This is a genomic window from Fusicatenibacter faecihominis (assembly GCF_020686945.1).
Lineage (GTDB): Bacteria > Bacillota > Clostridia > Lachnospirales > Lachnospiraceae > Limivivens > Limivivens faecihominis.
This window is the reverse complement of record NZ_JAJEPR010000001.1, coordinates 234,296-258,233: the sequence shown is the minus strand read 5'-3', so window position 1 is coordinate 258,233 and position 23,938 is coordinate 234,296. Positions and strand designations below refer to the sequence as shown.

Sequence of the window (23,938 nt, the reverse complement as noted above, 5' to 3'; positions counted from 1 at the left end):
GTTTCATCTTCTCTTATTATATGAAAAAGAGCTGCTTTTCGCAACTCTTTTTCTTTTTGCTTTATTCAGATCTTAAACCGATATCCCACGCCCCAGATCGTCTCGATGTACTGGGGTTTGGCGGTGTTTTTCTCGATCTTCTCGCGGATCTTCTTGATATGTACGGTGACGGTGGCGATATCTCCGACGGACTCCATATCCCAGATCTCCCGGAAGAGCTCTTCCTTCGTAAATACATGGTTCGGATTTTCCGCAAGGAAGGTTAAGAGATCGAACTCCTTGGTCGTAAAGTTCTTCTCCCCGCCGTCTACCCAGACCCGGCGGGCGGTCTTGTCAATCTTGATGCCGCGGATCTCGATGATGTCATTTTTCTGGGCGTTGCTGCCTACCAGCCGGTCGTAGCGGGCCATATGGGCTTTCACTCGCGCCACCAGCTCGCTGGGGCTGAAGGGTTTTGTCATATAGTCGTCGGCTCCGAGGCCCAGGCCACGGATTTTGTCGATGTCGTCTTTTTTCGCGGAAACCATGATGATCGGCGTATTTTTATGATTGCGGATCTCCTTGCAGATCTCGAAACCATCCATCTCCGGCAGCATCAGATCCAGGATAAAGAGATCGTAATCCGCCTCCAGTGCACGTTTCAGTCCCACATCCCCCCGGTTCTCGATCTCCACCTCAAAGCCGCTGAGCTCCAGATAGTCTTTTTCCAGGTCTGCAATGGCCTCTTCATCCTCGATAATCAATATTTTACTCATTTATTATAGGCACCTCCTGATATTTTCTAAGTACAAAATACATCACAGTTCCAGCTCCGAGCTTGCTGTTGGCCCAGATCTTTCCGCCGTGGTCCTCGATGATCTTTTTTACAATGGAAAGACCGATGCCGCTGCCTCCTTTGGAAGAGTTCCGGGAGGAATCTGTCCGGTAGAAACGGTCGAAAATGTTCGGCAGATCCTTGGCGGCGATGCCTTTTCCGTTGTCCTCGATCTCCACCTGGATGAAGTCGCCCACATCCCGCACCCGGATGCTGATATAGCCCTTCTGCTTGTCCAGATATTTGATTGAGTTGCTGATGATGTTGTTGATGACACGCTTGATCTGCTCCGCATCGGCGATGACCAGCGTACCCTTGTCCACATAATTAAAATAGGAAAGCTCAATGTTTTTCGACTCCAGCTCCAGTCCCACATCCTCCACACAGTCGTCAAAATAGTCGGAAACATTGATCTTGGCGAAATTGTAGGGAATCCGGTTCGTGTCGATCTTGGAGTAAAAGGTCAGCTCATTGATGAGCCGGTCCATATCGTTGGCTTTGTTATAGACGGTCCTTATGTATTTGTCCATTTTCTCCGGCGTATCCGCCACGCCGTCCATGATGCCCTCCACATAGCCCTTGATGGCTGTGATGGGGGTCTTCAAATCATGGGAAATATTGCTGATGAGCTCTTTGTTTTCCTTGTCGTAGGCTTCCTTTTCCGCATTGGAATCCCGAAGGCGCTGGCGCATCTCCTCGAAATCCCGGCAAAGGCCGCTGAACTCATCCTTGCCCTCCACCTTCAGCTCAAAATCCAGATCGCCGTCCTTGATATGCTGGGTGGCCTCCCGAAGCTTCTGCAGGGGAGTGTTGATGCCCCGGTAAATCCAGGCCGACAAAAGCGCTCCTGTCAGCACCAGGATCATCAGAATGGCAATCAGCATATCCCACACCAGCTTCTTCAGCTCCGGCATTGTATTGCTCACGGAGGTGATGATAAAGGCACTTCCCTGATCCCCATCGGAAAAGATCATATCTACCTGTTTCACATAGGCCTGCACGTCCTGAGCGATGTAGGTTCCGTCCGCCTTGTAAACGGAGGCCCCGTAAGAGGGAAGCTCCCGGAAAAGCCTCAGGTTCGCATCGCTGGCTCCGGAATAATAAAGGCTCTTGCCTTTTCGCACGATCAGATAGGAGGACTTGTCCTGCAGTTCCGCGTTCAGCGTATCGAGATAGGTAGTATCGAGATAGGCGTCCGCATTCTCCTCCGCCTTGATCGACATCTCATCGAAAACGTCCTCTGTCGCTTCATTGAGCATCTGCAGGGTATTCGCCAGACTTTCATAACTGATATCTGTAATTCCAAGCTTCGCTTTCAGCGCATTAACCTGTATATGACTGAAACCGGCGAAGGCGAGCAGGGCCAGTATCAGCGGAACGCAGGCAATCACGAAAAAAGCGGTTATCAGTCTTGTTTTCAGCTTCATGATTCTGCCCCTTTCCAGTCTGTTATTCACTTTATTGCTTATTTTAACATACCTCCGCTTTCATTTCATCTAAACAAAAGGGCGGAAATATGAAATTTTTCTAAAAACTTGTTTTGACCCGGCTCCCTTCCTGTGATACACCGAGAAAGAGGGGGAGTTTCTCATGAAAAAACGGATAAAAAAACACTTTGACTTTGATGCCCGTCATGAACGAACACCTGGCCAAGCCGCTGGATTCCGGCCAGCTCATCGAAAAACTGAAATTATACGCTTCCAGAAAACAGGTATAAAAATAACCGCCGTGAGCTTTGATAAACAACTCACGGCGGTATTTTTATGTTTTCACTGTACTGATTAAAGTGCTTTCACAGAGAAGCCATAAGAAAACTCTTTCTCACTCAGGCGGTACTTCGGATCAAGGTCCGGGCCGCAGCTAGCGGAACCGATGCCGCTCACCTTATAGTCGATGCGGACGTTGGTGTTGGAAGGCTCCAGCTCGTAGGAGTGGCCTTTCCGGGTCAGCTCTTCCTTCGTGTAGTGAGAGGTCTGGAACTCCACTTCGCCCTCGGTACGGAAAGCGATGCCGTCTCCGTTTGCCGGATCAACGAGGCTCACTTCTTTCACATGGGTGTGGTTTCCGTTCTCCTGTGGCATGATGTAGGGAACGTATTCCTCGGTCACGCTGGTGGTGAAACGGCCAACCTTTGCGTGGTGGCAGAGATCCTGATAGTTCTCGCCCGGGCCCATTCCGTAGTATTCTACCTTTTCCACAGCGGTGGGAAGGGTGAACTCGTAACCGAATCTCGGAAGCCAGATGGCCTTCGGATGAACCTTGGACTGAACGGAAATGTGAAGCTCGGGATCGCCGTTATCCAGACGGTAAGTCACTTCGTAGTGAAGGAGCGGACTTCTGGCTACGCCGGCGAGACTGCCTGCGCTGACAAGCTCGATGCAGTCTTCGGTCTCTTTCCAGGTGAAGGAATAGCATTTATCGAAGAGGCGGTTCATGTTCCAGCCGCTTAAGTTGTCCTCGAAAAGGCCCCAGGTCATCTTGATATGGCGGTCGTTGTCAGTCGGAGCTCGCCATACGTCGAGGTGAGCCGGATTAACGAGAATGTTCTTTCCGTTTTTCAGGATTCCGGTCAGGGTTCCGTGAACCTTGTGGAAGGTATAGCCGATGGAAGCAGTCTCGTCTGTCACAGTGACAGTCAATTTGTCCTCAGATACTTTCCAGGAGCCTTCGCCGTGTGTACGCTCTGCAGTCACAATCTCTACCGGAAGCTTCAGCTGAACCATACCGGTCTCATAACCGGCCTCGGCCCATTCGGTTGCTTCTTTCTGGTGCAGCGTCAGGGTCACATAAGCGCCCAGAGCACAGATCTTCGGAAGGTCTGCCGGGATCGTAAGGAGAGTCTTCTCTCCTGCTGCCAGCTCCAGATTCTGTGTGCCGGAAGCGACAGCCACGCCGTCCACCTCTACAGTCCACTTGAGATCATAGTTCTTAAGGTCAGTGAAATAGTGGCGGTTATGGATCTCCACGGAGATCTCTTTCTCTCCCACCTCTTTTAAGGAAGCGCGGAAGGGCTGGAAGACTGCTTTTGCTTCCAGAGAGCCGGCTTTTACTTCACGTTTTGCAGAAACCAGGCCATCCACGCAGAAGTTGTTGTCGTGAGTCAGCTCGTCGAAGTCGCCGCCGTAATAGTATTTGCCGTCTTTCAGCACCGTATGGTCGGCCCACTCCCAGATGCAGCCGCCGATCAAGCGCGGATATTTATCGAAAAGTTCCTGATAATCGTTCAGGTCTCCCGGTCCATTTCCCATGGAATGGGCGTACTCGCAGAGGAACAGCGGACGGCTGTCGTCCTTCTCACCGTCTGCAATCAGATCGGAAAATTCGCGGTACATGTGGCTCTCCACATCGTACATGGTGGGGGTGTTCAGCATGTTGGCGCGCTCGTAATGGATCAGGCGCTCCGGATCACGCTGCTTCGTCCAGCGGCACATATCGTCGTAGTGGCAGCCGTAGCCGGACTCGTTTCCGATGGACCACATGATGACGCTGCAGGAGTTCTTGTCCCGCTCTACCATACGGCGCATACGCTCCATCAGAGCCTCGCCCCAGTCGGGATGATCGGTGGGCCAGGTGCGGTCGTACATATGGTAGCTCCAGAGGGTCTCTCTGGTGACAAAGCCGTGCATCTCAATATCAGCCTCATCCACCACATAGAATCCCAGGCGGTCGCACTCGCGGATAAATTCCGGAGCAGGCGGATAATGGGAGGTACGAACGGTGTTGATGTTGAGCTTTTTCATGAGATAGAGGTCTCTGCGGATATCCTCAAGGCTCATGACATGGCCTTTCACCGGATCGGTGTCGTGATGGTTCACACCCTTCAACTGTACGGAAACGCCGTTGATCAGAAGCTCACCCTTCGGAGAAATTGCGATTGTGCGGAAGCCTACGGGAACCGGGATAAACTCGCCAAAGCCCTCCAGCACCAGGGTGTAGAGGTTCGGAACCTCTGCGCTCCAGGGTTTTGCATCGGGTACGGTAAAGTCTGCCTTTCCGTCGATGACCGGCTGTTTCTGGATGCAGGTATCGCCGTCATAGAGGCAGGCGGTGAGATCTCCGGCCGGAGCGGTCACTTTCACGGAAAGCTCGGTGAGGTTTGCGTGGATCTCCACATCCTGCACATGCTCTGCGGGACGGGTCAGCACATAGACGTCGCGGAAGATTCCTGTCATACGGAAGAAATCCTGATCCTCCATGTAGCTGCCGTCGCACCATTTGAGGACTTTCACGATAATCTCGTTTTTGCCCTCGTGAAGGTACGGGGTCACGTCAAACTCAGCGGTGCAGTGGCTGCACTGGCTGTAGCCGATCTCCTGACCGTTGATAACAAGATAAAAACAGGGGTTTACACCCTCGAATACCAGGTAAGTCTTTTTCGTGAGGTCCGCGCAGTCAAACCAGGTGCGATAAACACCGCAGGGGTTCTCGTCCGGCACATAGGGCGGATCTACGGGATAGGGATAGTTTACGTTGGTGTAGTAGGGAGGCTCAAAACCTTCCATCTGCCAGTTTGCGGGAACCGGAATTTTTCCCCATTCGGTAATCTCTTCCGGTACCTCATAGTAAGCGGGATAGTAATTGAAATCCCAGATGCCGTTCAGAAGCTGAAACTCGCCGGATTTCTCTCTTTCTCCGGCCAGAGCCTTCTCTGTGTTCTCAAAGGGAATGTAGTAAGCTCTCTCTTTTTCCCGGCCTTTTTCCAGGAAATGAGGATCCTGCCATTCACGACTGTTCATTCTTACGCCTCCTTATTTTCTCTTGATCCACATGCCGTTGGTGAAATCGGGAATTGCCACCGGCTGTCCGCCGAGAGCGATGGACTGCTCTGCCAGAGCGGAAATGCTCATCCAGGCTGCCAGGTCATAAACGTCGATGGGCACATCGGTCTGATCCTGTACACTCTTGATGAAGTCACAGAATACCAGCCAGTCCATGCCGCCGTGACCTTCCTTGACGCCCTCTTCCATGTATTTTTTCCATACGGGGTGATCGTATTTCTCACGGTATTCTTCCACATTGCCCCAGTGCTTTTTCCACTCGAAATGATCTTTTGCGTGCTCCTCGCCGTCGATGAAGAGGGACTGGTTGTCCTCGAAATACATACCCTTGGTTCCCTGTACGGTGAAGCCTCTGGAGTAGTATCTCGGGAGGGTGGTGTCCAGAGTCAGAAGAATGGTCTCGCCGTTGGCACAGGTAATGATGGTGTTTACCACGTCGCCCTGATGGAACTCGGTGTTCATCAGCACTTCGTCGTCTGCCTTGTTGTTTTTGATGTATTCCTTCAGGCCTGCTGCCTTGGAAGCCATGGAGGTCAGGGTCAGCATGCGGTTTCCGCGGTTGATGTGGAGAACTTTTGCGATGGGTCCCAGCTCATGGGTCGGGTAGTTCTCGGTATTTCTGTGGATATAGTTGTCCAGACGGTAATGACGGTTCTCTCTTCCGAAAGCAACCTCGTCGCGGAGGTCATGCTTGTAGCCGCCCTCGCAGTGAACGATGGTTCCGAGAACGCCCTGCTCTGCCATGTTGTAGACCATCATCTCATCACGGCCGTATACGCAGTTCTCCATCAGCATCACCGGCACATGGGTCCGCTCGTAGGCCTCAACGATCTTCCAGCACTCCTGTACGCTGTAGGCGCCGCCGACCTCACAGCCCACATATTTTCCGGCTTCCATCGCCTCGATGGCGATGTTCAGATGATTCTCCCAGGAAGTGCAGAGGATCACAGCGTCCACCTCAGGCATTGCAAGAATCTCTTTATAATTCTGTGTGGTCAGCGGACGGGGACGGCCTGCTTCCTCGACGGCCTTGGCTGCTTCCTGGCAGCGATCCTCATAGACATCGCAGACAGCTGCAAATTCCACATCCTCATGATGCACAAAAACCAGTTTCAAAAGGCCCATGCCACGGCCTCCGAGACCGATCAGACCTAATTTTATTTTTTTTCCCATGATAAGTCCTCCTCTTTTCAGTCGGTTATGACGCTATCGTATCATACCTTTTTTACAAAAAAAATGTCACAATAAGCATATTTTTTATAACATCGGACAGGTTATTTGTTCCGGTATTCTCCTATGTCCTCCAGCTTCACCCAGGTCTCTTCACTGCCCGGCGCGGTGACTTTGTTTCCGACGAAAATGACCGTCTGGATGTTCTTCACATTAACAAGTTCCCCGTCCACGCTGGTAAACTCGTTATCCCGGATCTCGAGATACTGATGGAGTTTCCGATCTGTACCGATCTCGCGCACCGGTGTATCCACCTGGATCACGCCCTGGCCCCAGCATTTCACATGGTCGCAGTCGTTGAAACGGTTCTCTCTGATCTCGATGTGTCTCGTGGAACCGGATTCAAACCAGTCGGCCGCGTCTCCCGCCACCAGGATTGCCGCTCCTGAGGTGTGAAAATCATTGTCCCGCACAATCATCTTTCCGGCGCAGCCCAGAAGGAAGCCTCTCGCGCGGTTATTCCGTACCCTGCAGCCCTCGATAAGCACATCGGGCACATAGCTCATATTTTCGATGCTGTCCTTCTCCTTGATGTCCCGGGGCAGCCGATCCTCGAATTTCACATAGGTAAAGTCTTTATTCAGTCGGACAATCTCCTCCGCCCGGCTCTCGCCCATGGAGAAAAGCGATTCATAATTGACAAAGGAAAACGTATCTCCCACCGTGCCCACGGGTACGCCCTTCTGCTGATGATGAACCAGCTCCACCAGAAGCTCGTTTTCGCTCAGGATCTTTTTCACACGAGCGAAAATGCCATGGATGTTCACCGCGTCATCCAGCTGGCGTTCAAAGAGACAGTCTTTGATATGAATAAGTCCCCGGCAGTAAACGAAATGCGTCGCGTCGGCAGCCAGGGAGAACCAGTGGCCGTTGCCAGGCTTTCCGGTGATTGCCACGCGCTCCAGCGTGATATTTTCCGTAAACTGGGCAATCACGCCCATACCGGCACAGTGATAGATCTTCACATCGCGGAACGTAACATCTTTGCTGGCCGTCACATAGGCGGCCGGATAACTTCTCGGATGATGGCGAAGGACGATGACATGACCCGGCGTATAGCCCTCAAAACTCTTCAGGTCGCCGGTTCCCTCCAGCGTCACCTCCACCAAGCCTTCCTCCAGCTCTTTCCAGATTCCGTAGTTGGAATCCGGCCGGATATCAAAGCCCGTCTCGTAAGGTCCCTCGGAGGGCTCGCCTTTTTCCGGGTCCACTTCCATCCAGAACGGAATCTCCTCGCAGAAATTTTCCCCTGTGAAAAAGATCCGCTGATGGGCTACATAATAAGGAAAGCGCTCTTTGTCGATCCGAAGCTGCATGGAGGGGCCGTTCACGGAAACAATCGTTCCCTCGGAGTAAGCCGGACGCTCGTAGTCGATGGAAAAGCCCTCCAGCGTAATGTCCTCGCCGTGCTCGAAATAGAAGGCCAGAAGCTCCGTATGGAAAATGAAATCGCTGTTTTTTCCGCTAATAGTAAGGTGCGTGCAGTTCGTGAGGTCGAAAGCGATCCGTTTGATCGTGTCCTCGTCGTGGTTGGAGATGCACAAAGTCCGCTCAAAGGCGAAATCCGGGTAAAAATGATAGGTTCCCTCCTCAAAAAGGATCTCCACCGGTTCCTCGTTTTTGCGGCACTCCTCCAGAACGCCCCTAAGGCGCAGCATGTTCATACGGTCTTTCTCTCCGGGAAGAATTCCATAGTCTCTTACATGAAATGTTTTCATCGTCGTTTTCCTTTCTTTTTCCAGTGTAGTCAAATACCCCGCTGCAGGCAACGGGGTATTTTTATTCTTTTTATTCTTTTACGGAACCTACCAGCACACCTTTTACGAAATATTTCTGAAGGAAAGGATATACCAGAAGGATCGGCACGGTGGTGACGATGATGGTGGCGTACTTGATGATCTCCTGCAGAAGCACGGAGTCTGCGGTTACGCCGACGCTGCTGGAGAGCAGAGCATCCATATCTTCCTGTTTAACCAGAAGCTCACGGAGGAACATCTGCAGGGGATAGAGGTCTCTTCTCTTCTGAAGGTAAACCAGAGCGTTGTACCACTCACCCCATTTTCCTACTGCGTAGAAAAGGGTGATAGTAGCCAGAGCCGCTTTGGAAAGGGGCAGGGTGATCTTCGTCAGCATCGTGAAATGGTTCGCTCCATCGAGAGCCGCCGACTCGTAAAGGCTCTCGGGCACGGACTCAAAGGAGGTCCGAAGAACAATCATATTGTAAACACTGAGCATTCCGGGTACGATCATGGCCCAGATGGTATTGGTCAGGCCCAGTTTCTGGACTACCAGGAAGGTGGGAACCATACCGCCGCTGAAGAACATGGTGAAAATGATAAACAGCATGATGGGTTTCTTTAAGAGAAAGCCCTTTCTGGACAGCGGGTAAGCGCCCAGGATCGTGATGCCCATACTGCAGGCCGTTCCGACTACCACATAAAAGATGGTGTTCCGGAAGCCCAGCCAGATATTTGCTGAATTAAGTACCGCTTCATAGCCTCTGGTGGAAAAACCGGCGGGTTTCCACAGAAGCCCTGTCACTTTTCCAAATTCTACCGGGTCACTCAAGGAGGCGAACAGTACATACAGAAGGGGGTAAAGCGTGATCAGCATCAGAAGTACCATGAAGCAGTTGTTCACTACCCGGAAGATTTTCTCTCCCCGGCCCACGATCATGCGTCCGCTCTCCTCCGTTTCTTTATTTTTTCTTCTCATTGTAAGGTCCTCCTTTTACCAGAGACTGTTTCCATTGATCTTCTGACTCAGCTTGTTGGCGCCTGTCAGGAGAATCAGGTTGATCACGGAGTTGAAAAGTCCAACCGCCGTGGAGTAGCTGTAGTTCATCTCCTCGAAACCTTTACGGTATACGAAGGTGGAAATGATATCGGAGGTCTCGTATGTAACCGGTGACTGGATCAGGAAGGCTTTCTCCCAGCCAATGTTCATCAGACCGCCCACAGCCATAATAAACATGATGACGATGATCGGCAGCATACCCGGAAGGGTTACATGCCAGATCTGTTTCAGCTTGTTCGCTCCATCGATACGGGCTGCCTCATAGAGCTGCGGGTTGATGCCGGTAATGGCCGCCAGGTAGACGATGGAACCCCAGCCGAAGCTCTGCCAGATATCGGAGATGATGTAGATTGCCCGGAAACAGTGCGGATCCGCGATCAGGCTTCCCTGATGTCCCGTGAGGGAATTGACAATCTGTGTGATAAAACCATCGCTGTTGGTGAACACCAGTATTAAACTGGCAATCACCACAGTGGTGATAAAGTGGGGCAGATAAGTAATGGTCTGAACCACTTTTTTGAAACGCATGTTTACGACTTCATTTAAGAGAATCGCAAAGATAATCGGAGCGCTGAAGCCGAAGAGAAGATTCAATCCACTGATCATCAGTGTGTTCTTCAGCGTCCTCCCGAAGAATACGGAGCCTACAAACTCTTTGAAGTATTTAAGACCTACCCAGTCACTTCCCAAGATACCAAGTCTCGGTTTAAAGTTTTTGAATGCGATGATAACTCCGTACATCGGGGCGTAACAGAAGATGATCAGATAGATCAGTACCGGCAATAGCATCACATACAACAGCCAGTTCTTCTGAAAATCTGTTTTAAGTCTCTGAGAAAGCGGTTCTGCTTTCTTTTTCCGACTGGATTTCATGACATCAGCGCCCCCTTTTTCTTATCTTGCGTTGTAACGATCCAGTGCAGCCTGCTCAACAGCGATCAGGTCTTCAATGTGCATGTCTTTCAGATTCTGCTGGAAGGTCTCGAAGTTGTCGAGAGGCTCTTTGCCCATAACGAATTTCAGCAGGCTCTCTTTTACATAGGTATCAACGTCTGCCTGATAGGAGCTTCTGGTCTCAGCCTCTTCAGTGTTGTAGAGGATGAAGTTAGACAGAGTCTGGGAAGTTCCCTGCTCTTTCCAGAGGGTCAGCGCATCCGGCTGGCAGCCTTTGTTGTATTTCTTGGTCAGGATGTAGTTGAGGTCAGCATCTTCGAAGGTGTGCCACTGCTGCGGAGCTGCGCCAAGGAGCTCATCGGTGGAAGCGTCACTTGCCATAGCGTTGATTACAGGAACACCATCTTCCATATGATAGCCAACGCCCTCTTCGCCGTTTGCCAGCTCAAGGTCGATGTCATCCAGATACAGAGCATCCAGAAGAGCGATGCAGGCTTCTACGTTCTTGCAGTCTGCGGTGATGTATTTGTAGTCGCCCAGGCTTCTGCTGCTGCTGCGAAGTGCTGCCTGAGTGTCACCCTCGTTCAGTACGGGAGCCGGAGCCGCGATCAGAGCTTTGCTCTCATCTTCGCTCTCAGTGGTTACATAATAGGTAGTTCCGTAGGTGTAAAGGTGAGTCATAGCGGTTCCTACTCTGTCGGAGGAATCAAGGGACATGATGTCGTTCTCGGTCTGAGTTGTGAAGTCCGGATTGATGTAACCAGCCTCATACCACTGATTTAACAGAGTCAGGTAATCTTTGTAGGAATCCTCGTAAGGTCCGAAAGCAACGGTTCCGTCATCTTTAATATAGTAGTCATTCGCTGCAACGCCGTAAGCGGAAGAGAACATGTTGGTGGTGAACAGCGGGCCTAAGTCGTTTCCGCCGGAAGCATGAACAGCCAGCGGGTACTCAACGCCGTTGTCTTTCATAGCCTGGAACAGAGCTGTCCACTGATCAATGGTGGTCGGAACGTCCATGCCGGTTGCTTCCAGATAATCTTTCCGGATCAGGGGGCCGGTGAAGGTCAGGTCTGCTTCTTCGCTTCCGCAGATCTTAGCGCCCAGACGGATGATACGGCCTTCGTCATCGGTAACGGCCTTTTTCAGGAACTCATCATCTTTAATAAGGTTGTAGAAGTTCGGGGTGTACTCTTCTCCGATATAATCGGTATAATCAAAGAGAACGCCGTCTGCGTATGCCATCTCAACACCGCCGGGATAGTAGCTATCGATACCGCCGCAGAAGATCATATCCGGGAGAGTGGAGTCAGCCATCATAATTGTGAAGTTGTCTTGTGCCTGACCTACCGGCGGATGGATGAACTCAAATTTGCAATTGAACTTTTCCTCAATGTCTTTGATCACATGGTACTCACCCATATCACTGGTAGCCTGTGCGTTGTTGCTGGTCATATTAAACCAGATCGTTATGGTCTCCCCGCCGAGATCCGGATACCCCTGCTCGTTTCTCGGACACGGATCTGCGGAAACTGTTCCTGCAAGGCTTCCTACTGCCATGAGAGCTGCCAGTACGCTGGCGGTGACTTTCTTTCTTCTTACCATAATAACTTCCTCCTTTTCATTTTCGGCTCCTTTTTGTTCGAGCCGCCCTGTTTGTTGGTGAGTCCACTATAGCATTTTCTGTTCTCATTCGTAAATAAACACATTTTGCACAGTTTTATCACTTTTTGAATACGTTTTATAGAGCATTTTTGCTAAAAGCTCTCGTTTTTACTTTCATTTTCTTCCGGGCGTCCTGATTTTTTGCCGAATTCCCCTGTTTTTTCCTTATATTATTTTATGCACTTTCTACAGCCAGATGGCGTATTTTTGCCAGATTGTCAACAATTTCTGACATAAAAAAGGAGAATATCAGAAATTGATCATCCCGATATTCTCTCTTTTTGCTGTTCTGACCGGCTTACCCGGGTAAAAATTCACTCTTTTGTGCAAACTGACAAGGCTGCTTCAGACCTCTGTTTTTGCCCCCAGACTCTCCCGGTACTGGCCCGGCGTCATGCCCTCATACTTCTTGAACACCCGGATAAAGGTGGTGATATTGCAGAAACCGCTTCTCACTGCCACATCCCGGATCTTGACCTCCGGGGAATTTTTCAGCATATCCTTGGCCAACTCCACACGGCTCTGATGGATGTACTCCAGCACGCCGGCGCCCATCTGATGTTTGAAATATCTGGAGAGATGGGATGGGGTCACGCCCACCTGCTCCGCGATGCCGTTGACCGAGAGGTTCTCATCGGAAAGATTTTTCCGGATGATCTCCATGATCCGGTCAATCGAGCAGATCTCATTTTCTTCTGTCTTATCCTGAATCTCTTTGTTGACAAATTTAAGCCGTACTTCCTCGTAGCCCTTATGAACTGCCTCCAGGCTCTGGCCGCTCTCGCTTAGGTAGCAGTTGCAGAAGATCTTCTCCTCCTCGGCCAGGATCTCTTTCATCCGGTCACGCTCCCCGGAAAGCAGCTGGCGGAAGCTCTCGCCCGTCTCACTGTCCCCGTTCAGCACACAGAAGAAGCCGTCCTTTCCTTCCAGCACATAGAACTGCTTAAGCTCCGGGAAACATTCCTGGATGTACTCCATAAGGATCTCCCGCTTATCAGCCTCCTGTACCACAGTCTCCAGAGCCTCACTGTCCACTTCTGTCTCCTCGAAGACGCAGAGAAGCACCGCATAAAAGCCGCCGCCAAAGCCCAGCTCCTGTTTCAGCTCTTCCGTCTCAGGCAGACTGCCCTGGAAGAGAAGCTGTCCCAGGTGAAGCTCCTTCATATTCGCCTCGTACTGGCGGATTTTTTCGTTCATCTCCTGCCGGGTCCGGATCGTCTTTTTCACATAGATCTCCAGATCTCCCAGCTCATCCATAACCCCGCTCTGTTCCAGCTCCTGATCCGAAGCTTTTACGGTATTGAGAAGATACTGGATCGGCAGATAGTTCCGCTTGGCCACCAGGAAGGACAGGATCACGAGAAGCGCCGCTCCCAGAACGGAAAGGGTGATGCCGAAGCCCTTGGCAAAAGCCGTGGCCGAATAGCTGACACCCTTCAGCGTCGCATAGACCAGGGTAAGACCTGTCTTCGCCGACCGGGAAAAGGAGAGCTTGTAGCCTTTTTCCCCGATCTGAATCTCGGAAATATTATTTTCCTGGCAGTTCTGGAGCTCCAGCGCCAGCTCGTCGCCCTGACCCGAGAGGGTTCCGATGACCAGGCCGTTATCGGAGAACACGAAAGCTTCCTCGCCGCCGCGAAGGCTCAGACCTTTCAGCAGGTCCTCCAGATAATCGTTGCTCAGCACCACCACCGCTCTGGCCGTATTGAGGCTTCCCGTATTGCTCGGCTGGGTGGAGATGATATTTTTCTGCTCTCCGTCCGCGCCTTTAATCGTCTGAAAATGGCCCATAATACCGCTGTTCAGGGCCTCCAGCCATTCGTCGTAGCTGCAGGCATATTTGTCCGCCTGGAAATTTTTGCTCTCTTTTCCGCCGTTTGAGCTGGAAATCACATATTCATATCCCGGAAAATAGAGATAGAGTTCTTCTATATTATTATAGCCGGAAATGATCGCCCGGAGCCGGTCGAAAACCTCCCACTCGCTGTAGTAATTCCGCTCAGATTTTCTCACATAGGAAAGGATCGTCTCGTCGGACTTGAGCTTCGTCGTAACCATGTAGGCCTGCTGGAAATCCTGGTCCACCTGGTTTAAGACCCTGCTGACCGTCCGGCTCTCAAAGTCCTCAGCCAGCCGGTCCATCATATGCAGGGACGCCACCTCAGCGGCGACGATGATTATGATGGAGACCGGCAGAAGCATCAGGATCGATTTGAAAATCGAACGGAAGGTCTTGGAGCCTAATCGCAGCTTCTGATTCTGCCTTATGGCTTTTTCTTTGTTCATACATATTCCCCCAAGAAGTTGCTTTTTCATAAGAAAAGACACCGGAAACAATCCATCCTCTGTCCCGGTGTCTCCTTTTTTTACGCTTATTCCACCTCTGCGATCAGACGGATGATTTCCTCATAATCCTTCTTGATCTTCTCAAAGGCTTCATCGATGCCCTCGCTACCGCCGTGACGTGTGATCTCCACGAGAACCTGGGTGTGCTCGAAGAGGGGCTTCAGTCCCAGATTGGCAGCCACGCCCTTGAGGGTATGGGACTGGCGGAAGATCATCTCAATATCCCTGGCCTCCATAGCCTTCTCCAGCTCACTGAAGGTTTTATCCGTGCTGAATTTCTTCAGGAACCGTAAAACCAGAGCCTCGCTGCCTGCCAAGCGCTCCAGTACCTCTTCATAATTCTGTCCGATGGTTTCATAAAATTCTTTTGCTGTCATCTTCACATTCCCTTCCTTTATCAATATCTGCCGCTCCAGGTCATTTCTCCCGGATTCTGCTCGTGGCTGCGGATCAGTTCCACCAGTGTGCGGAACAGCCGCTTGGGGTCGATAGGTTTCGCCAGGTGGGCATTCATTCCGGCCGCCTTACTCTTGTACACGTCGTCGTCGAAGGCGTTGGCCGTCATGGCAATGATGGGAATGTTTGCCGCATCTTTATTACTCAGGTTCCGGATGCTTCTGGATGCTGTGAGGCCGTCCATGATCGGCATGCGGATATCCATAAGAATCGCGTCATAGTAGCCTTCCTCGGATTTGGCCAATTTTTCAAGAGCCCGAAGGCCATTCTCTGCCACATCCACGTCCGCTCCCTTGCTCTTTAAGAGAAGCTGGGCTACCTCAGTATTGATGGCGTTGTCCTCCGCCAAAAGGATACGCTTGCCGGAAAGATCAAATTCTTCCTCCTCCGGTTCTTCTTTTTCCGCTTCCTTGATTCCCAGGGCCTGATTGAAGGCGGAAATCAGGGAAGAACGGAACATCGGCTTGTTCATCAGGAGGTTAACGCCGGCCAGCTTGGCCTCCTGCTCAATGCTGGCCCAGTCATAGGCCGTCATAATGATGATCGTCACGTCAGCGCCCACAACCTTGCGGATTTCTCTGGCGGTCTCGATGCCGTCCATGCCGGGCATTTTCCAGTCGATCAGGATCATATCGTAATCCTTGTGCTCTTTCCGGTAAAATTTCACCCGTTCCACGGCTTTCTGGCCGCTGTCCACCCACTCGGCGGTGACGCCCATATCGTGAAGGGTTGCCACGGTGCTCTCACAGACTGCTACATCGTCGTCCACAACGAGGGTTTTCAGCTTGGTAAAATTGTATCCCTGCCTGCTTTTTTTCCCGTACTGTTTCTCCTCGTAAATACAGTCCGCCACAACCTCGTCTTTGCCGAGGGACTGGGCCGCGATGGCGCTCATGCCAATGATCGCGTTCATCGGGGTACGGATCTCGTGGCTCATCCGGGACAGGAAGTCGGATTTCGCCGCGTTGGCCAGCTCCGCTGCTTCGAGAGCCGCAGCCAGCTCCTGCCGCCGGCTGTTTTCCTGTACCGCCACGTCGGTCACGTCCACGCGGGACATGCCCACACGCTCCAGCTCCCTGGAAATATAAAAGAGCTGATACTTTTTCGTCCGGCGGATGCCTTTTTCATCGGTCATCTCCAGAAGGAAACTGTAGCTCTCCTGATGTTCCAGCTGCTTGCGGATGTTGTCAGGCGACAGATTCTTAAGATAAATACTCCGATTCTCCTCGTCCATGAAACGGTCAGCCACCTTCCAGATCTCATCGGCGAAAACGCCTCCGCTCAAGGCATTTTCCTTACACTGGTCACTGACTGCCACAACGCGATGCCGTCCGGTCTTGAGATCGATGTCGCAGATCAGGTCGTACTCCATCTCCGTCACTTTGCGGAAAAGAAGCTCCTGCGCCTTCTGCTCGGTCACATTCAGCGTGTAGAAGAAGCAGATCACATCGCCGCCCTCCGGATTCAGACAGAGGCGGAAATCGGTGCTTCCGTAAAAGACCGTATTGTTGTCTCTTCTCCGCTGGAACTCAAAATGGTAGTCCTGCTTGCCGGTGTAAAAGCTCTCGAGAACTTTTTCCCGCTGCATGATCTGACGCACTCTCATGCGGTCCGCCGGATCCACAGCCGAGTCTGCAAAATGCTCCATCGTGGTCTCGAAGCTCTCGCCAACCTTGGCCGGAACCACGTCAGCGGTCATGACACAGCTCTCCATCCGGTCCGCAGTGAGGTTGATGCGGCCCTGAGCGCCGCCCTCAGAGAAGGGAAGAAGCGTAAAATAGCTCAGTTCCTTTTCGTAGAGCTCTTTCTCCTTCTGTTCCCGCTTCTTATCCTCGGTGATATCCATGCAGACCGCCATCCGGCCCTCCCGGCCGTCCTCGGTCTCGATACAGCAGCCCGTATCATGAATCCAGATATAGGTGCCGTCCTTCTTCTTCATCCGATAGTCCGTGGAGTAACGGCCCTGTTTGTTGAGCCCTTCTTCCACCTGGTGCTCCTTGAACTGATTCTCCCGGGCCTTATTGTTGAGATAGGTCTCGTCTGCCCGCTCTCTGCGGAGCATCTTCTCCACACGGAGACGGAAACTTCTGCCCAGCCGGGTATCGAAGACAAAATCGTCCGCCCCCATCTCCAGCGCTTCCTCCTCCGTATGCTCATTCTCATCTCCCATGACGAGAACCGGCGTCTTCCAGACCTTCTTTTCCCGCTGGATGCTCTTCCATACGGAGTTGTCCCGTTCGCGGACAGCTGCCATGCTGACGAGGAAGGCGGAAATCCGGTTTCCAAAGCCCTCTATATTCCGCAAAACTTCTGCCTCGTTGACAGCAGTCACCAGTTCATAACTGTCTTCAAAAAGCTTTTCCAGCTGCTGCCTCTTCTCTTCCCGGTTATCCACCAGAAGAAGGATGCCTTTTTTCTCCTTTTTCTCGCCGATGAGCTGGAAAGTCTGGTCCTTTTTCTCCTGCTCGGGGATCTGCTGACGAAACAGCTCCTCAAAATCAGCCGGATCCATGGGCTTCGCGAGATAATAACCCTGAATATAATCGCAGCCCAGATTTCGTAAATGCTCCAGCTGCTCCTTCGTTTCCACGCCCTCGGCAACAACGCTTAGATTCAGCCAGTGAGCCAGACCGATGATATAGCGTAGGGTTCTGCGGCTTTCGGGCATCTCCATCTCCGTCCGGATAAACTGCATATCGAGCTTCAGGATATCCATCGGCATCCGGTTCAGCATATTTAAGGAAGAATAACCGCTTCCGAAATCGTCCATCTCCACAACGAAACCTTTTTCCCTCAGTCTGGTTACGTTCTGGATAATGTCCTCCGGGCTTTCCGTGTACACGGACTCTGTGATCTCCAGATGGAGTCTTTTTGGCGCGATATTGTAACGCTTCACCAGATCCAGCAGGGTATCCACAAGATTTACATTATAAACGTCGGCCCTGGAAACGTTGATCGAGATATTGACGGGCTCCAGGCCATCTTTGTCCCACTGCTGCATCAGCTGGCAGACCTTTTCCCACACACACTGGTCCAGCTTGGTGATGAAGCCGTTTCTCTCAAAAAGCGGGATGAAAACCGCTGGGGACTGCATGCCCCATTCCGGATGACACCAGCGCACCAGAGCCTCGGCATCGGTGAAAAGGCCTCCGGCCGCCTTGTATTTCGGCTGGAGCTTCACCTGGAACTGTCCCTGCTCCAGCGCCTCCTCCATGCAGTCCAGGATTGCCTGATCCCGAAGCATCTCACTTCTAAGCTTATCATCATAGAAGGCATAATACCGGCCGTACTGGCCCTTGATGCTTCTCGCCCCCTGGAGCGCCCAGTCGTACATCTGCTCCACGGAAATCTTCCGGTCTCCGGTCTGATAGATACCCCACTTGATGACGATGTTGCTGATGCCGCATTTTTCCCTGGTCTCTGCCGTCAGAGCCTCATACAGTTCGTCACTGTATCCTTCCGTATGCTCAATCATGCTGACAAACTGATCCGCATGGAAACGGCTGCAGATACCACCTAAGGTATCCGTGGACTTCTGACAGATCCCGCCCATGGTCTTCAGCACTTTGTTTCCGCCCTGCATGCCGAAGGCATCATTGATCAGCTTGAAATTCTCCACATCCGAACAGATGATATCGTAAGTTTTGTCCGGATTGGAGCGAAGGATTTTCTCCGCCTGCTGACAGAAATATTCCTTGCTGAGAAGCCCGGTGGTCCGGTCCTTCTGGAAAAGGTTGAGCATCGTCGCATTTTCCCTCAGATGGATGATGCTGGCCACACGCCGGAGGATCACCTTCGCCTTATAGGGCTTGGCCACGAAATCCGAAGCGCCGCACTCCAGAGCTGCAATCTCGTCATTTTCTCCCTCATTCTGGGTCGTGACAATAACCGGAATGGACGCGATTGCCGGATTTGCTTTCAATGCATCCAGGAACTCATACCCATTCATCACCGGCATCACGATATCCAGAAGAATTAAAGATACCGCTTCTTTCTCTCTTTCCAGGATCTCCAGGCCGACTTTTCCGTTCTCTGCCTCCAGAGTTTCATATTGAGAAGACAGGATCTCCACCAGAAGTGCCCGGTTAAATTCATTATCCTCTACTATTAAAATCTTTTTACGCAAACCCATGCTCTCTTTCCTTTACCTGTTTTTATCTGAATAACTTTCGTCCACCTATTCTGCCTGTTTGTTTTCGAGGCGAAACCTGCTCCGCTCCACATCAAGGTTTTATTCTAACATATTTAAAACTATCCGTCACTGAAAAAAGTAAAAAAATGTCAGACGCGAGAAATTTTTCCGTTTTTTGAACATTCTAATGAACATAGGGCAAAATAATTGAACATATTTTTGAAAATAGTGAATGACTTTTTAACACATCTATGCTATGATGCAAGTGACTCGCTTTCCGCCATTTCCGCGGAAAGCTTTACCTGAAAATATGATGTGTAAAGGAGTTTACGAAAATGAGTACAACCGAGAACACCGAAGAAAAAGAGCAGGACATCGTCGTTCAGGGTGTCCATAACTACAGCGCTGCCGAGACCTACTGCCGTCCCGAGGAGCCGATCCTTCAGGAGAAGCTGGAATGGTTCCAGGATCAGAAGCTGGCCCTCATGATGCACTGGGGTCTTTACTGTGAGCTGGGCATGGTTGCTTCCTGGGCTTTAAGCGACAAGGATGCTGACTGGTCCCGCCACCAGGTCAACTGGACCGACGACGGAGAGACTTTCAAGAAACAGTATTTCGGTCTGAACAAATCCTTCAACCCCGTGCGTTTCCAGCCGGAGGAGTGGGCACAGATGGCTGAGGACTGCGGTTTCCGCTATCTTCTTCTGACCACGAAGCACCACGACGGTTTCTGTCTCTGGGATACCGCCTACACCGATTACAAAGTTACCGCTGAGGACTGCCCCTTCCACGAGAACGAGCATGCGGATATCGTAAAATCCATGTTCGACGCTTTCCGTGAGAAAGGCATCGGCATCGGCGCTTACTTCTCCAAAGCAGACTGGCACTGTCAGGATTACTGGAATCCGGAGCTTCGCAAAGACGGCCTGACTTCCCGCGGACCTTCCTATGATCCCAAGGATCATCCGGAAATGTGGAGCCGTTTCCAGGAGTTCACGAAGAATCAGGTTCTGGAGCTCTGCAAGAACTACGGAAAACTCGATATCCTCTGGTTCGACGCCGGCTGGGTATGCAAGGATAACGGCCAGGACATCGATCTCGGCGGCATCGTGGATGAAGCCAGAAAAATTCAGCCCTGGGTTCTCTCCGTCGACCGTACCATCGGAGGCCCCTACGAGAACTATGTGACACCGGAGCTCTGCATTCCTGAGGAGCCCTTATTCGTGCCCTGGGAGAGCTGCCTGACTCTGGGCGCTGATTTCACCTACGAGTACGGCGACCGCTACAAAACTCCCCGTGAGCTGGTCAACCTCCTTGTGAACATCGTTGCCAAGGGTGGAAATATGGCCCTCAACGTAAGCCCGCAGCCCGACGGCCGTATCCCGGTTGACGCCAGAGAGAGCCTCTTTGGTTTCGGTCAGTGGATGAAGACCTACGGCGAGGCCATCTACGGAACCAGAATCTGTGCTCCGTACCAGAGCGGAAACCTGTCCTTCACTCAGAAGGGTGACAAGGTCTATGCGATCCGTCTCTATCCGGTAGCTCAGGAATCCGTGGAGTCCAGAATCTTCGTTCCCTACACCGGAAAGATCTCCGAGATCCATATGCTGGACAGCGGAAAAGAAGTTTCCTTCACCGAGACTGAGGGCGGCCTGACTCTGACCGTTCCGGCAGGATACCGTCAGGGTACCGCTCCGATCGCTCTTGTATTTGAGATGAAAAAAGCAGAGTAATATATGGTATGAAAAAATCCCGTCAAATTGACGGGATTTTTTTGTAACTATTCAGAGCCAAGCAGATTTTCAGGAAAAGTGTGAGTCATGCCTGCATGAACGAACACTTTTTTCTGGAAATCTATTTGGCGAGAAGCCACAACGAGATGAAGCGCAGTGGAATCGAGTTGAGGCTCTGAATAGTTACCGGCGCAGGATCAGGGTCAGGATCTCGTATGGGCGGAGGGTATGTTTGTAGGCGGAAATTTCGCCGGTGGATTCCGTTTCCGGGAGTCTTTCGAGCTCTTCCTCGATGACGTTACTCAGGAAAGCTTTTTCTGCCCAGGCCGGCTTCGTCACAGTGAGGCGCTGGGGCTTATCGCTGTGGTTGACGAAACGGAGAACCAGATCGTTTTCTCCCTCAGGCATCCTCTCGCTCTCTCTTGCCTTGAGGGCGGTGAGCTCGATTCCTTCTCCGCTCCAGCTGAGATTGCTGTATTCTGCGGGAAGGCTGCCTTTGTGGGCGTCGGTCACGACCGCCAGAAGGCTCGTCTGGAACTGTGCTCCCTCTTTTATCGTCTCATAGAGCTTTCCTTTTTCAAAGGGGTAAATTCCATAGCGGGCGGTATGAGTTCCCGGAAGCTGGGCCTTCGGCGTCGGGAACACGCCCCAGTCTCCCATCTCTCCCACAGCCCGAAGCAGGGTGATGGCGATGGCATTGTCTTTTTCCGGCAGGATCTCGTACTCATAGAGGCCGAAGTTTGCTGCGAGAAGGCCGCCCTTCTCATCCTCCATAGCTGTGAAACGCTGCTGATGCTCACAGCCGCTGGAATTTTTCCACCCGGCACTGTGATGATTGTTCCGTTTCACAAGCTCGAAGGGGCAGTCTGCGAAGTGCTGCTCCGTGGCAAGACCGGTGGGCAGAATCACCCGTACCCGATGATCTTTGGCCAGATTCTCGAAGGTAGTCTCGGCACTGACGCCTTTTCCGTTCTTCTCAAGGGAAAGCTTTGTGGTGAGAACGAGGGGCACCGTTTTTTCGCTGCGGCCTGCTTTTCTTCCGAAGAAGTCGCTGCAGCGTCTCCGCTCCTCAGCCAGAGTCTCATCGGCGCTTTCCGGAATCTCGACGCGGCTTTCGATGCGGTAAACAGCCCGGTACGGCAGATCCTCCTCCAGCGTGATCTTCGCCGGAGTGCCCTTGGTCACAATGGGAGTCGTGTTTTTCGGCTGCACATAGAGGTACTCGTTTCCGATGTCCCCGGTGTCCTCAAAATAGCCCAGCGGACCGTAGGTTCTGCCGGAATTTTTCTCCGTCAGGGTGTAGGTGCCGTCTTTCAGAATTTCTACTTTGAGGAAGGCATTTTCCATCGTGTTTTCGCCGGTGACGAGGCTGGTCTTCTCTTTCGTCGGCGCGGCTTTCTTCAGCTGATAGAGGCGATGCCCCAGAGCCGGAACCTTCTCCGCCTCGAAGGTCACGCGAAGCTGTCTTGCCATGTAGGGCTCGCGGAAACGGTCGTCCGGCAGGAAGTAACCAAAATTCGCGCCCAGATCCTCCACCTTCGCCGGGATCTCGTTTCCATCGGCGTCTTTCAGGACAAATTCCGGAAGGGACAGAGCCTTCATCCGGTCATAGCCATTCCAGATGAAACGGTCGTAATCCAGCTCATAGTCAAGAATGGCTTCCACGAGGCCGCTGCGCTCCCAGCCGCTGGGATTGAAGACAATAAAAGGAAGGCCTCCGGCGTTTTCCGTATCGATCTGATCTGCCAGATATTTCGCGCTCTCCTCCGTCACGGTCTCGGCCACCTGGCGGCTCTTGTCGAAACGGGTCTTCATCTCGTCGTTGTCCGCGTCCACACTGCAGCCGCAGATGCTGTCATGAGGATGGTTCTGCATGAGCTTTTTCCAGCTGTAGCGCAGAAGATCCTCGGGATATTCCTTACCGGCCAGGGCCGCCAGAGCTGCCAGGGGCTCCGCCTCTTTTTCGAGGGCAGCCTCGCCCCGGCGGTTCTCTTTTTTCAATTCCACATGGGAGGAGCAGGTGTTTACCAGAGTCCAGAAGCCGTCGGTTTCCTGGCTCGTGAGCTCGCCGCGGACCGTGGAAAGACTGTTTGTGGGATTTTCTTCCAGATCCTTTTCTACTGCCTGAACGTAGGTCTCAAAATCGGAATGGATAAAATCGATATCGGGATAGAGTTTCCGGGCCGTCTCGATGGCGTCTCCCAGATCCTTCTGCACAGGCTGATGGTCGCAGCCGTTCATGAAGAGAAGCTGGCTGGTTCCGGCAAAGTGCTTCGCCGCCTTGAAGCGCTGATCCCAGTATTCCTTCGCCTCCTCCGGCTCCACGGGAATCTCCGCCCCATTGTTGTACCAGTTGGCGAAGAGGATGCCCAGAAGGCCGCTGCCGTCCATGGACTCCCAGTTCATCTCGGAATAGGTGGATTCGTAAGCTCCGCCCTCTTTCGCTTCATTATTAAATCCCACAGGCTTCACGCCGCGACCGAAAGCCACCGCCTTCATGCCGGCCTGCTTGAGAAGCTGGGGCATCTGACCTGCGTTTCCGAAGGCATCCGGGAAATAGCCCACCGGGCAGAGGCCGCCGAACTCTTTCGCCTCCCGCATGCCGGTGAGGAGGTTTCGCACGGCCGCCTCACCGCTGGTCAGGAACTCATCCTGAAGGATGTACCAGGGGCCCACATGGAAACGGCCTTCCTGCACATATTTTTTCAGTTTTTCCCGGTTCTCCGGGTGGATCTCCAGATAGTCGTCCAGAACGATGGTCTGCCCGTCCAGATGGAAATTCCGGTAACGCTCATCCTTTTCAAAAAGCTCCATGGCGTTATCCATCAGTTCGATGAGTTTGACTCTGTGTTTCTCAAAAGGTAAATACCACTCCCGGTCCCAGTGGGAATGAGAGATGATGTGTACGGTTGTCTTCATATGATCCTCGCTTTCCGTCCATCGTTTTTCCGGCGGCGTTATGATATTGGCAGTCCCTGCAAATCGTTTTAATACAAGGCCGCCTGTGCAATTTCGCATCGTGCTGTCAGTGTAACACAGTTTTTGGTCTGCGTCACCCAGTTTTCTGAAGGAACTTTTCGCTCCTGCTTTCGGA

At 52.0% G+C, this 23,938-nt stretch carries 13 protein-coding genes and 2 pseudogenes; 2 read left to right on the top strand and 13 right to left on the bottom strand.

Going from position 1 to position 23,938, the window contains the following annotated elements; all coding sequences use genetic code 11:
• Positions 1–65 precede the first annotated feature (65 nt).
• On the bottom strand, positions 66–755 hold the full coding sequence (locus tag LKD71_RS01085; RefSeq protein ID WP_227614018.1) for a response regulator transcription factor: 690 nt from the start codon (positions 753–755) through the stop codon (positions 66–68).
• Positions 748–2,241 carry a sensor histidine kinase gene (locus LKD71_RS01080; RefSeq protein ID WP_227614017.1) on the bottom strand — a complete coding sequence of 498 codons (1,494 nt, stop codon included), beginning with the start codon at positions 2,239–2,241 and terminating at the stop codon, positions 748–750. Before LKD71_RS01080 ends, LKD71_RS01085 begins: the two co-directional genes overlap by 8 nt.
• A gap of 163 nt (positions 2,242–2,404) precedes the next feature.
• Here LKD71_RS01080 and LKD71_RS01075 point away from each other — a divergent pair, with 163 nt between their 5' ends.
• The gene (locus LKD71_RS01075) at positions 2,405–2,599 is read left to right on the top strand and encodes a hypothetical protein (RefSeq protein ID WP_227614016.1); all 195 of its coding nucleotides are present in this window, start codon (positions 2,405–2,407) and stop codon (positions 2,597–2,599) included.
• On the opposite strand, the gene LKD71_RS01070 is transcribed toward LKD71_RS01075, so the two are convergent.
• The 10 genes and pseudogenes from LKD71_RS01070 to LKD71_RS18645 form a co-directional block, all read right to left on the bottom strand.
• On the bottom strand, positions 2,596–5,550 hold the full coding sequence (locus tag LKD71_RS01070) for a glycoside hydrolase family 2 TIM barrel-domain containing protein (protein WP_227614015.1): 2,955 nt from the start codon (positions 5,548–5,550) through the stop codon (positions 2,596–2,598). The genes LKD71_RS01075 and LKD71_RS01070 overlap by 4 nt on opposite strands.
• 12 nt (positions 5,551–5,562) lie before the next feature.
• Positions 5,563–6,765 carry a Gfo/Idh/MocA family protein gene (locus tag LKD71_RS01065; protein ID WP_227614014.1) on the bottom strand — a complete coding sequence of 401 codons (1,203 nt, stop codon included), beginning with the start codon at positions 6,763–6,765 and terminating at the stop codon, positions 5,563–5,565.
• A gap of 101 nt (positions 6,766–6,866) precedes the next feature.
• Positions 6,867–8,540 (bottom strand): right-handed parallel beta-helix repeat-containing protein, encoded by a 1,674-nt coding sequence (locus LKD71_RS01060; RefSeq protein ID WP_227614013.1) that lies wholly within the window; start codon positions 8,538–8,540, stop codon positions 6,867–6,869.
• Between the two features lie 70 nt (positions 8,541–8,610).
• Entirely contained in the window at positions 8,611–9,537 is a 927-nt protein-coding gene (locus LKD71_RS01055) for a carbohydrate ABC transporter permease (protein WP_227614012.1), read from the bottom strand.
• A gap of 15 nt (positions 9,538–9,552) precedes the next feature.
• On the bottom strand, positions 9,553–10,491 hold the full coding sequence (locus LKD71_RS01050) for an ABC transporter permease (RefSeq protein ID WP_227614011.1): 939 nt from the start codon (positions 10,489–10,491) through the stop codon (positions 9,553–9,555).
• Between the two features lie 21 nt (positions 10,492–10,512).
• Positions 10,513–12,117, bottom strand: a complete 1,605-nt coding sequence (locus LKD71_RS01045) for an extracellular solute-binding protein (protein ID WP_227614010.1) — start codon at positions 12,115–12,117, stop codon at positions 10,513–10,515.
• Between the two features lie 405 nt (positions 12,118–12,522).
• Positions 12,523–14,463 carry an AraC family transcriptional regulator gene (locus LKD71_RS01040; RefSeq protein WP_227614009.1) on the bottom strand — a complete coding sequence of 647 codons (1,941 nt, stop codon included), beginning with the start codon at positions 14,461–14,463 and terminating at the stop codon, positions 12,523–12,525.
• An 86-nt stretch (positions 14,464–14,549) separates the two neighbouring features.
• Positions 14,550–14,900 (bottom strand): Hpt domain-containing protein, encoded by a 351-nt coding sequence (locus LKD71_RS01035; protein ID WP_227614008.1) that lies wholly within the window; start codon positions 14,898–14,900, stop codon positions 14,550–14,552.
• 20 nt (positions 14,901–14,920) lie between these two features.
• A pseudogene (locus LKD71_RS18650) lies at positions 14,921–16,249 on the bottom strand (response regulator); the annotation flags it as partial.
• A gap of 552 nt (positions 16,250–16,801) precedes the next feature.
• Positions 16,802–19,111, bottom strand: a pseudogene (locus LKD71_RS18645) (EAL domain-containing protein); the annotation flags it as partial.
• Positions 19,112–19,446: 335 nt separating this feature from the next.
• On the opposite strand from LKD71_RS18645, the gene LKD71_RS01025 reads away from it, so the two are divergent.
• Positions 19,447–20,844 carry an alpha-L-fucosidase gene (locus LKD71_RS01025; RefSeq protein WP_227614006.1) on the top strand — a complete coding sequence of 466 codons (1,398 nt, stop codon included), beginning with the start codon at positions 19,447–19,449 and terminating at the stop codon, positions 20,842–20,844.
• Between the two features lie 183 nt (positions 20,845–21,027).
• Here the strand turns inward: LKD71_RS01025 and LKD71_RS01020 are convergent, their stop codons facing one another.
• Positions 21,028–23,763 carry an alpha-mannosidase gene (locus LKD71_RS01020; RefSeq protein WP_227614005.1) on the bottom strand — a complete coding sequence of 912 codons (2,736 nt, stop codon included), beginning with the start codon at positions 23,761–23,763 and terminating at the stop codon, positions 21,028–21,030.
• Positions 23,764–23,938 lie beyond the last annotated feature (175 nt).

Coding starts and splice junctions, on each gene's coding strand:
- LKD71_RS01040 (WP_227614009.1), bottom strand. CDS start 14,463: ATGAACAAAGAAAAAGCCATAAGGCAGAATCAGAAGCTGCGATTAGGC.
- LKD71_RS01050 (WP_227614011.1), bottom strand. CDS start 10,491: ATGAAATCCAGTCGGAAAAAGAAAGCAGAACCGCTTTCTCAGAGACTT.
- LKD71_RS01070 (WP_227614015.1), bottom strand. CDS start 5,550: ATGAACAGTCGTGAATGGCAGGATCCTCATTTCCTGGAAAAAGGCCGG.
- LKD71_RS01065 (WP_227614014.1), bottom strand. CDS start 6,765: ATGGGAAAAAAAATAAAATTAGGTCTGATCGGTCTCGGAGGCCGTGGC.
- LKD71_RS01020 (WP_227614005.1), bottom strand. CDS start 23,763: ATGAAGACAACCGTACACATCATCTCTCATTCCCACTGGGACCGGGAG.
- LKD71_RS01035 (WP_227614008.1), bottom strand. CDS start 14,900: ATGACAGCAAAAGAATTTTATGAAACCATCGGACAGAATTATGAAGAG.
- LKD71_RS01045 (WP_227614010.1), bottom strand. CDS start 12,117: ATGGTAAGAAGAAAGAAAGTCACCGCCAGCGTACTGGCAGCTCTCATG.
- LKD71_RS01080 (WP_227614017.1), bottom strand. CDS start 2,241: ATGAAGCTGAAAACAAGACTGATAACCGCTTTTTTCGTGATTGCCTGC.
- LKD71_RS01055 (WP_227614012.1), bottom strand. CDS start 9,537: ATGAGAAGAAAAAATAAAGAAACGGAGGAGAGCGGACGCATGATCGTG.
- LKD71_RS01085 (WP_227614018.1), bottom strand. CDS start 755: ATGAGTAAAATATTGATTATCGAGGATGAAGAGGCCATTGCAGACCTG.
- LKD71_RS01025 (WP_227614006.1), top strand. CDS start 19,447: ATGAGTACAACCGAGAACACCGAAGAAAAAGAGCAGGACATCGTCGTT.
- LKD71_RS01060 (WP_227614013.1), bottom strand. CDS start 8,540: ATGAAAACATTTCATGTAAGAGACTATGGAATTCTTCCCGGAGAGAAA.
- LKD71_RS01075 (WP_227614016.1), top strand. CDS start 2,405: ATGAAAAAACGGATAAAAAAACACTTTGACTTTGATGCCCGTCATGAA.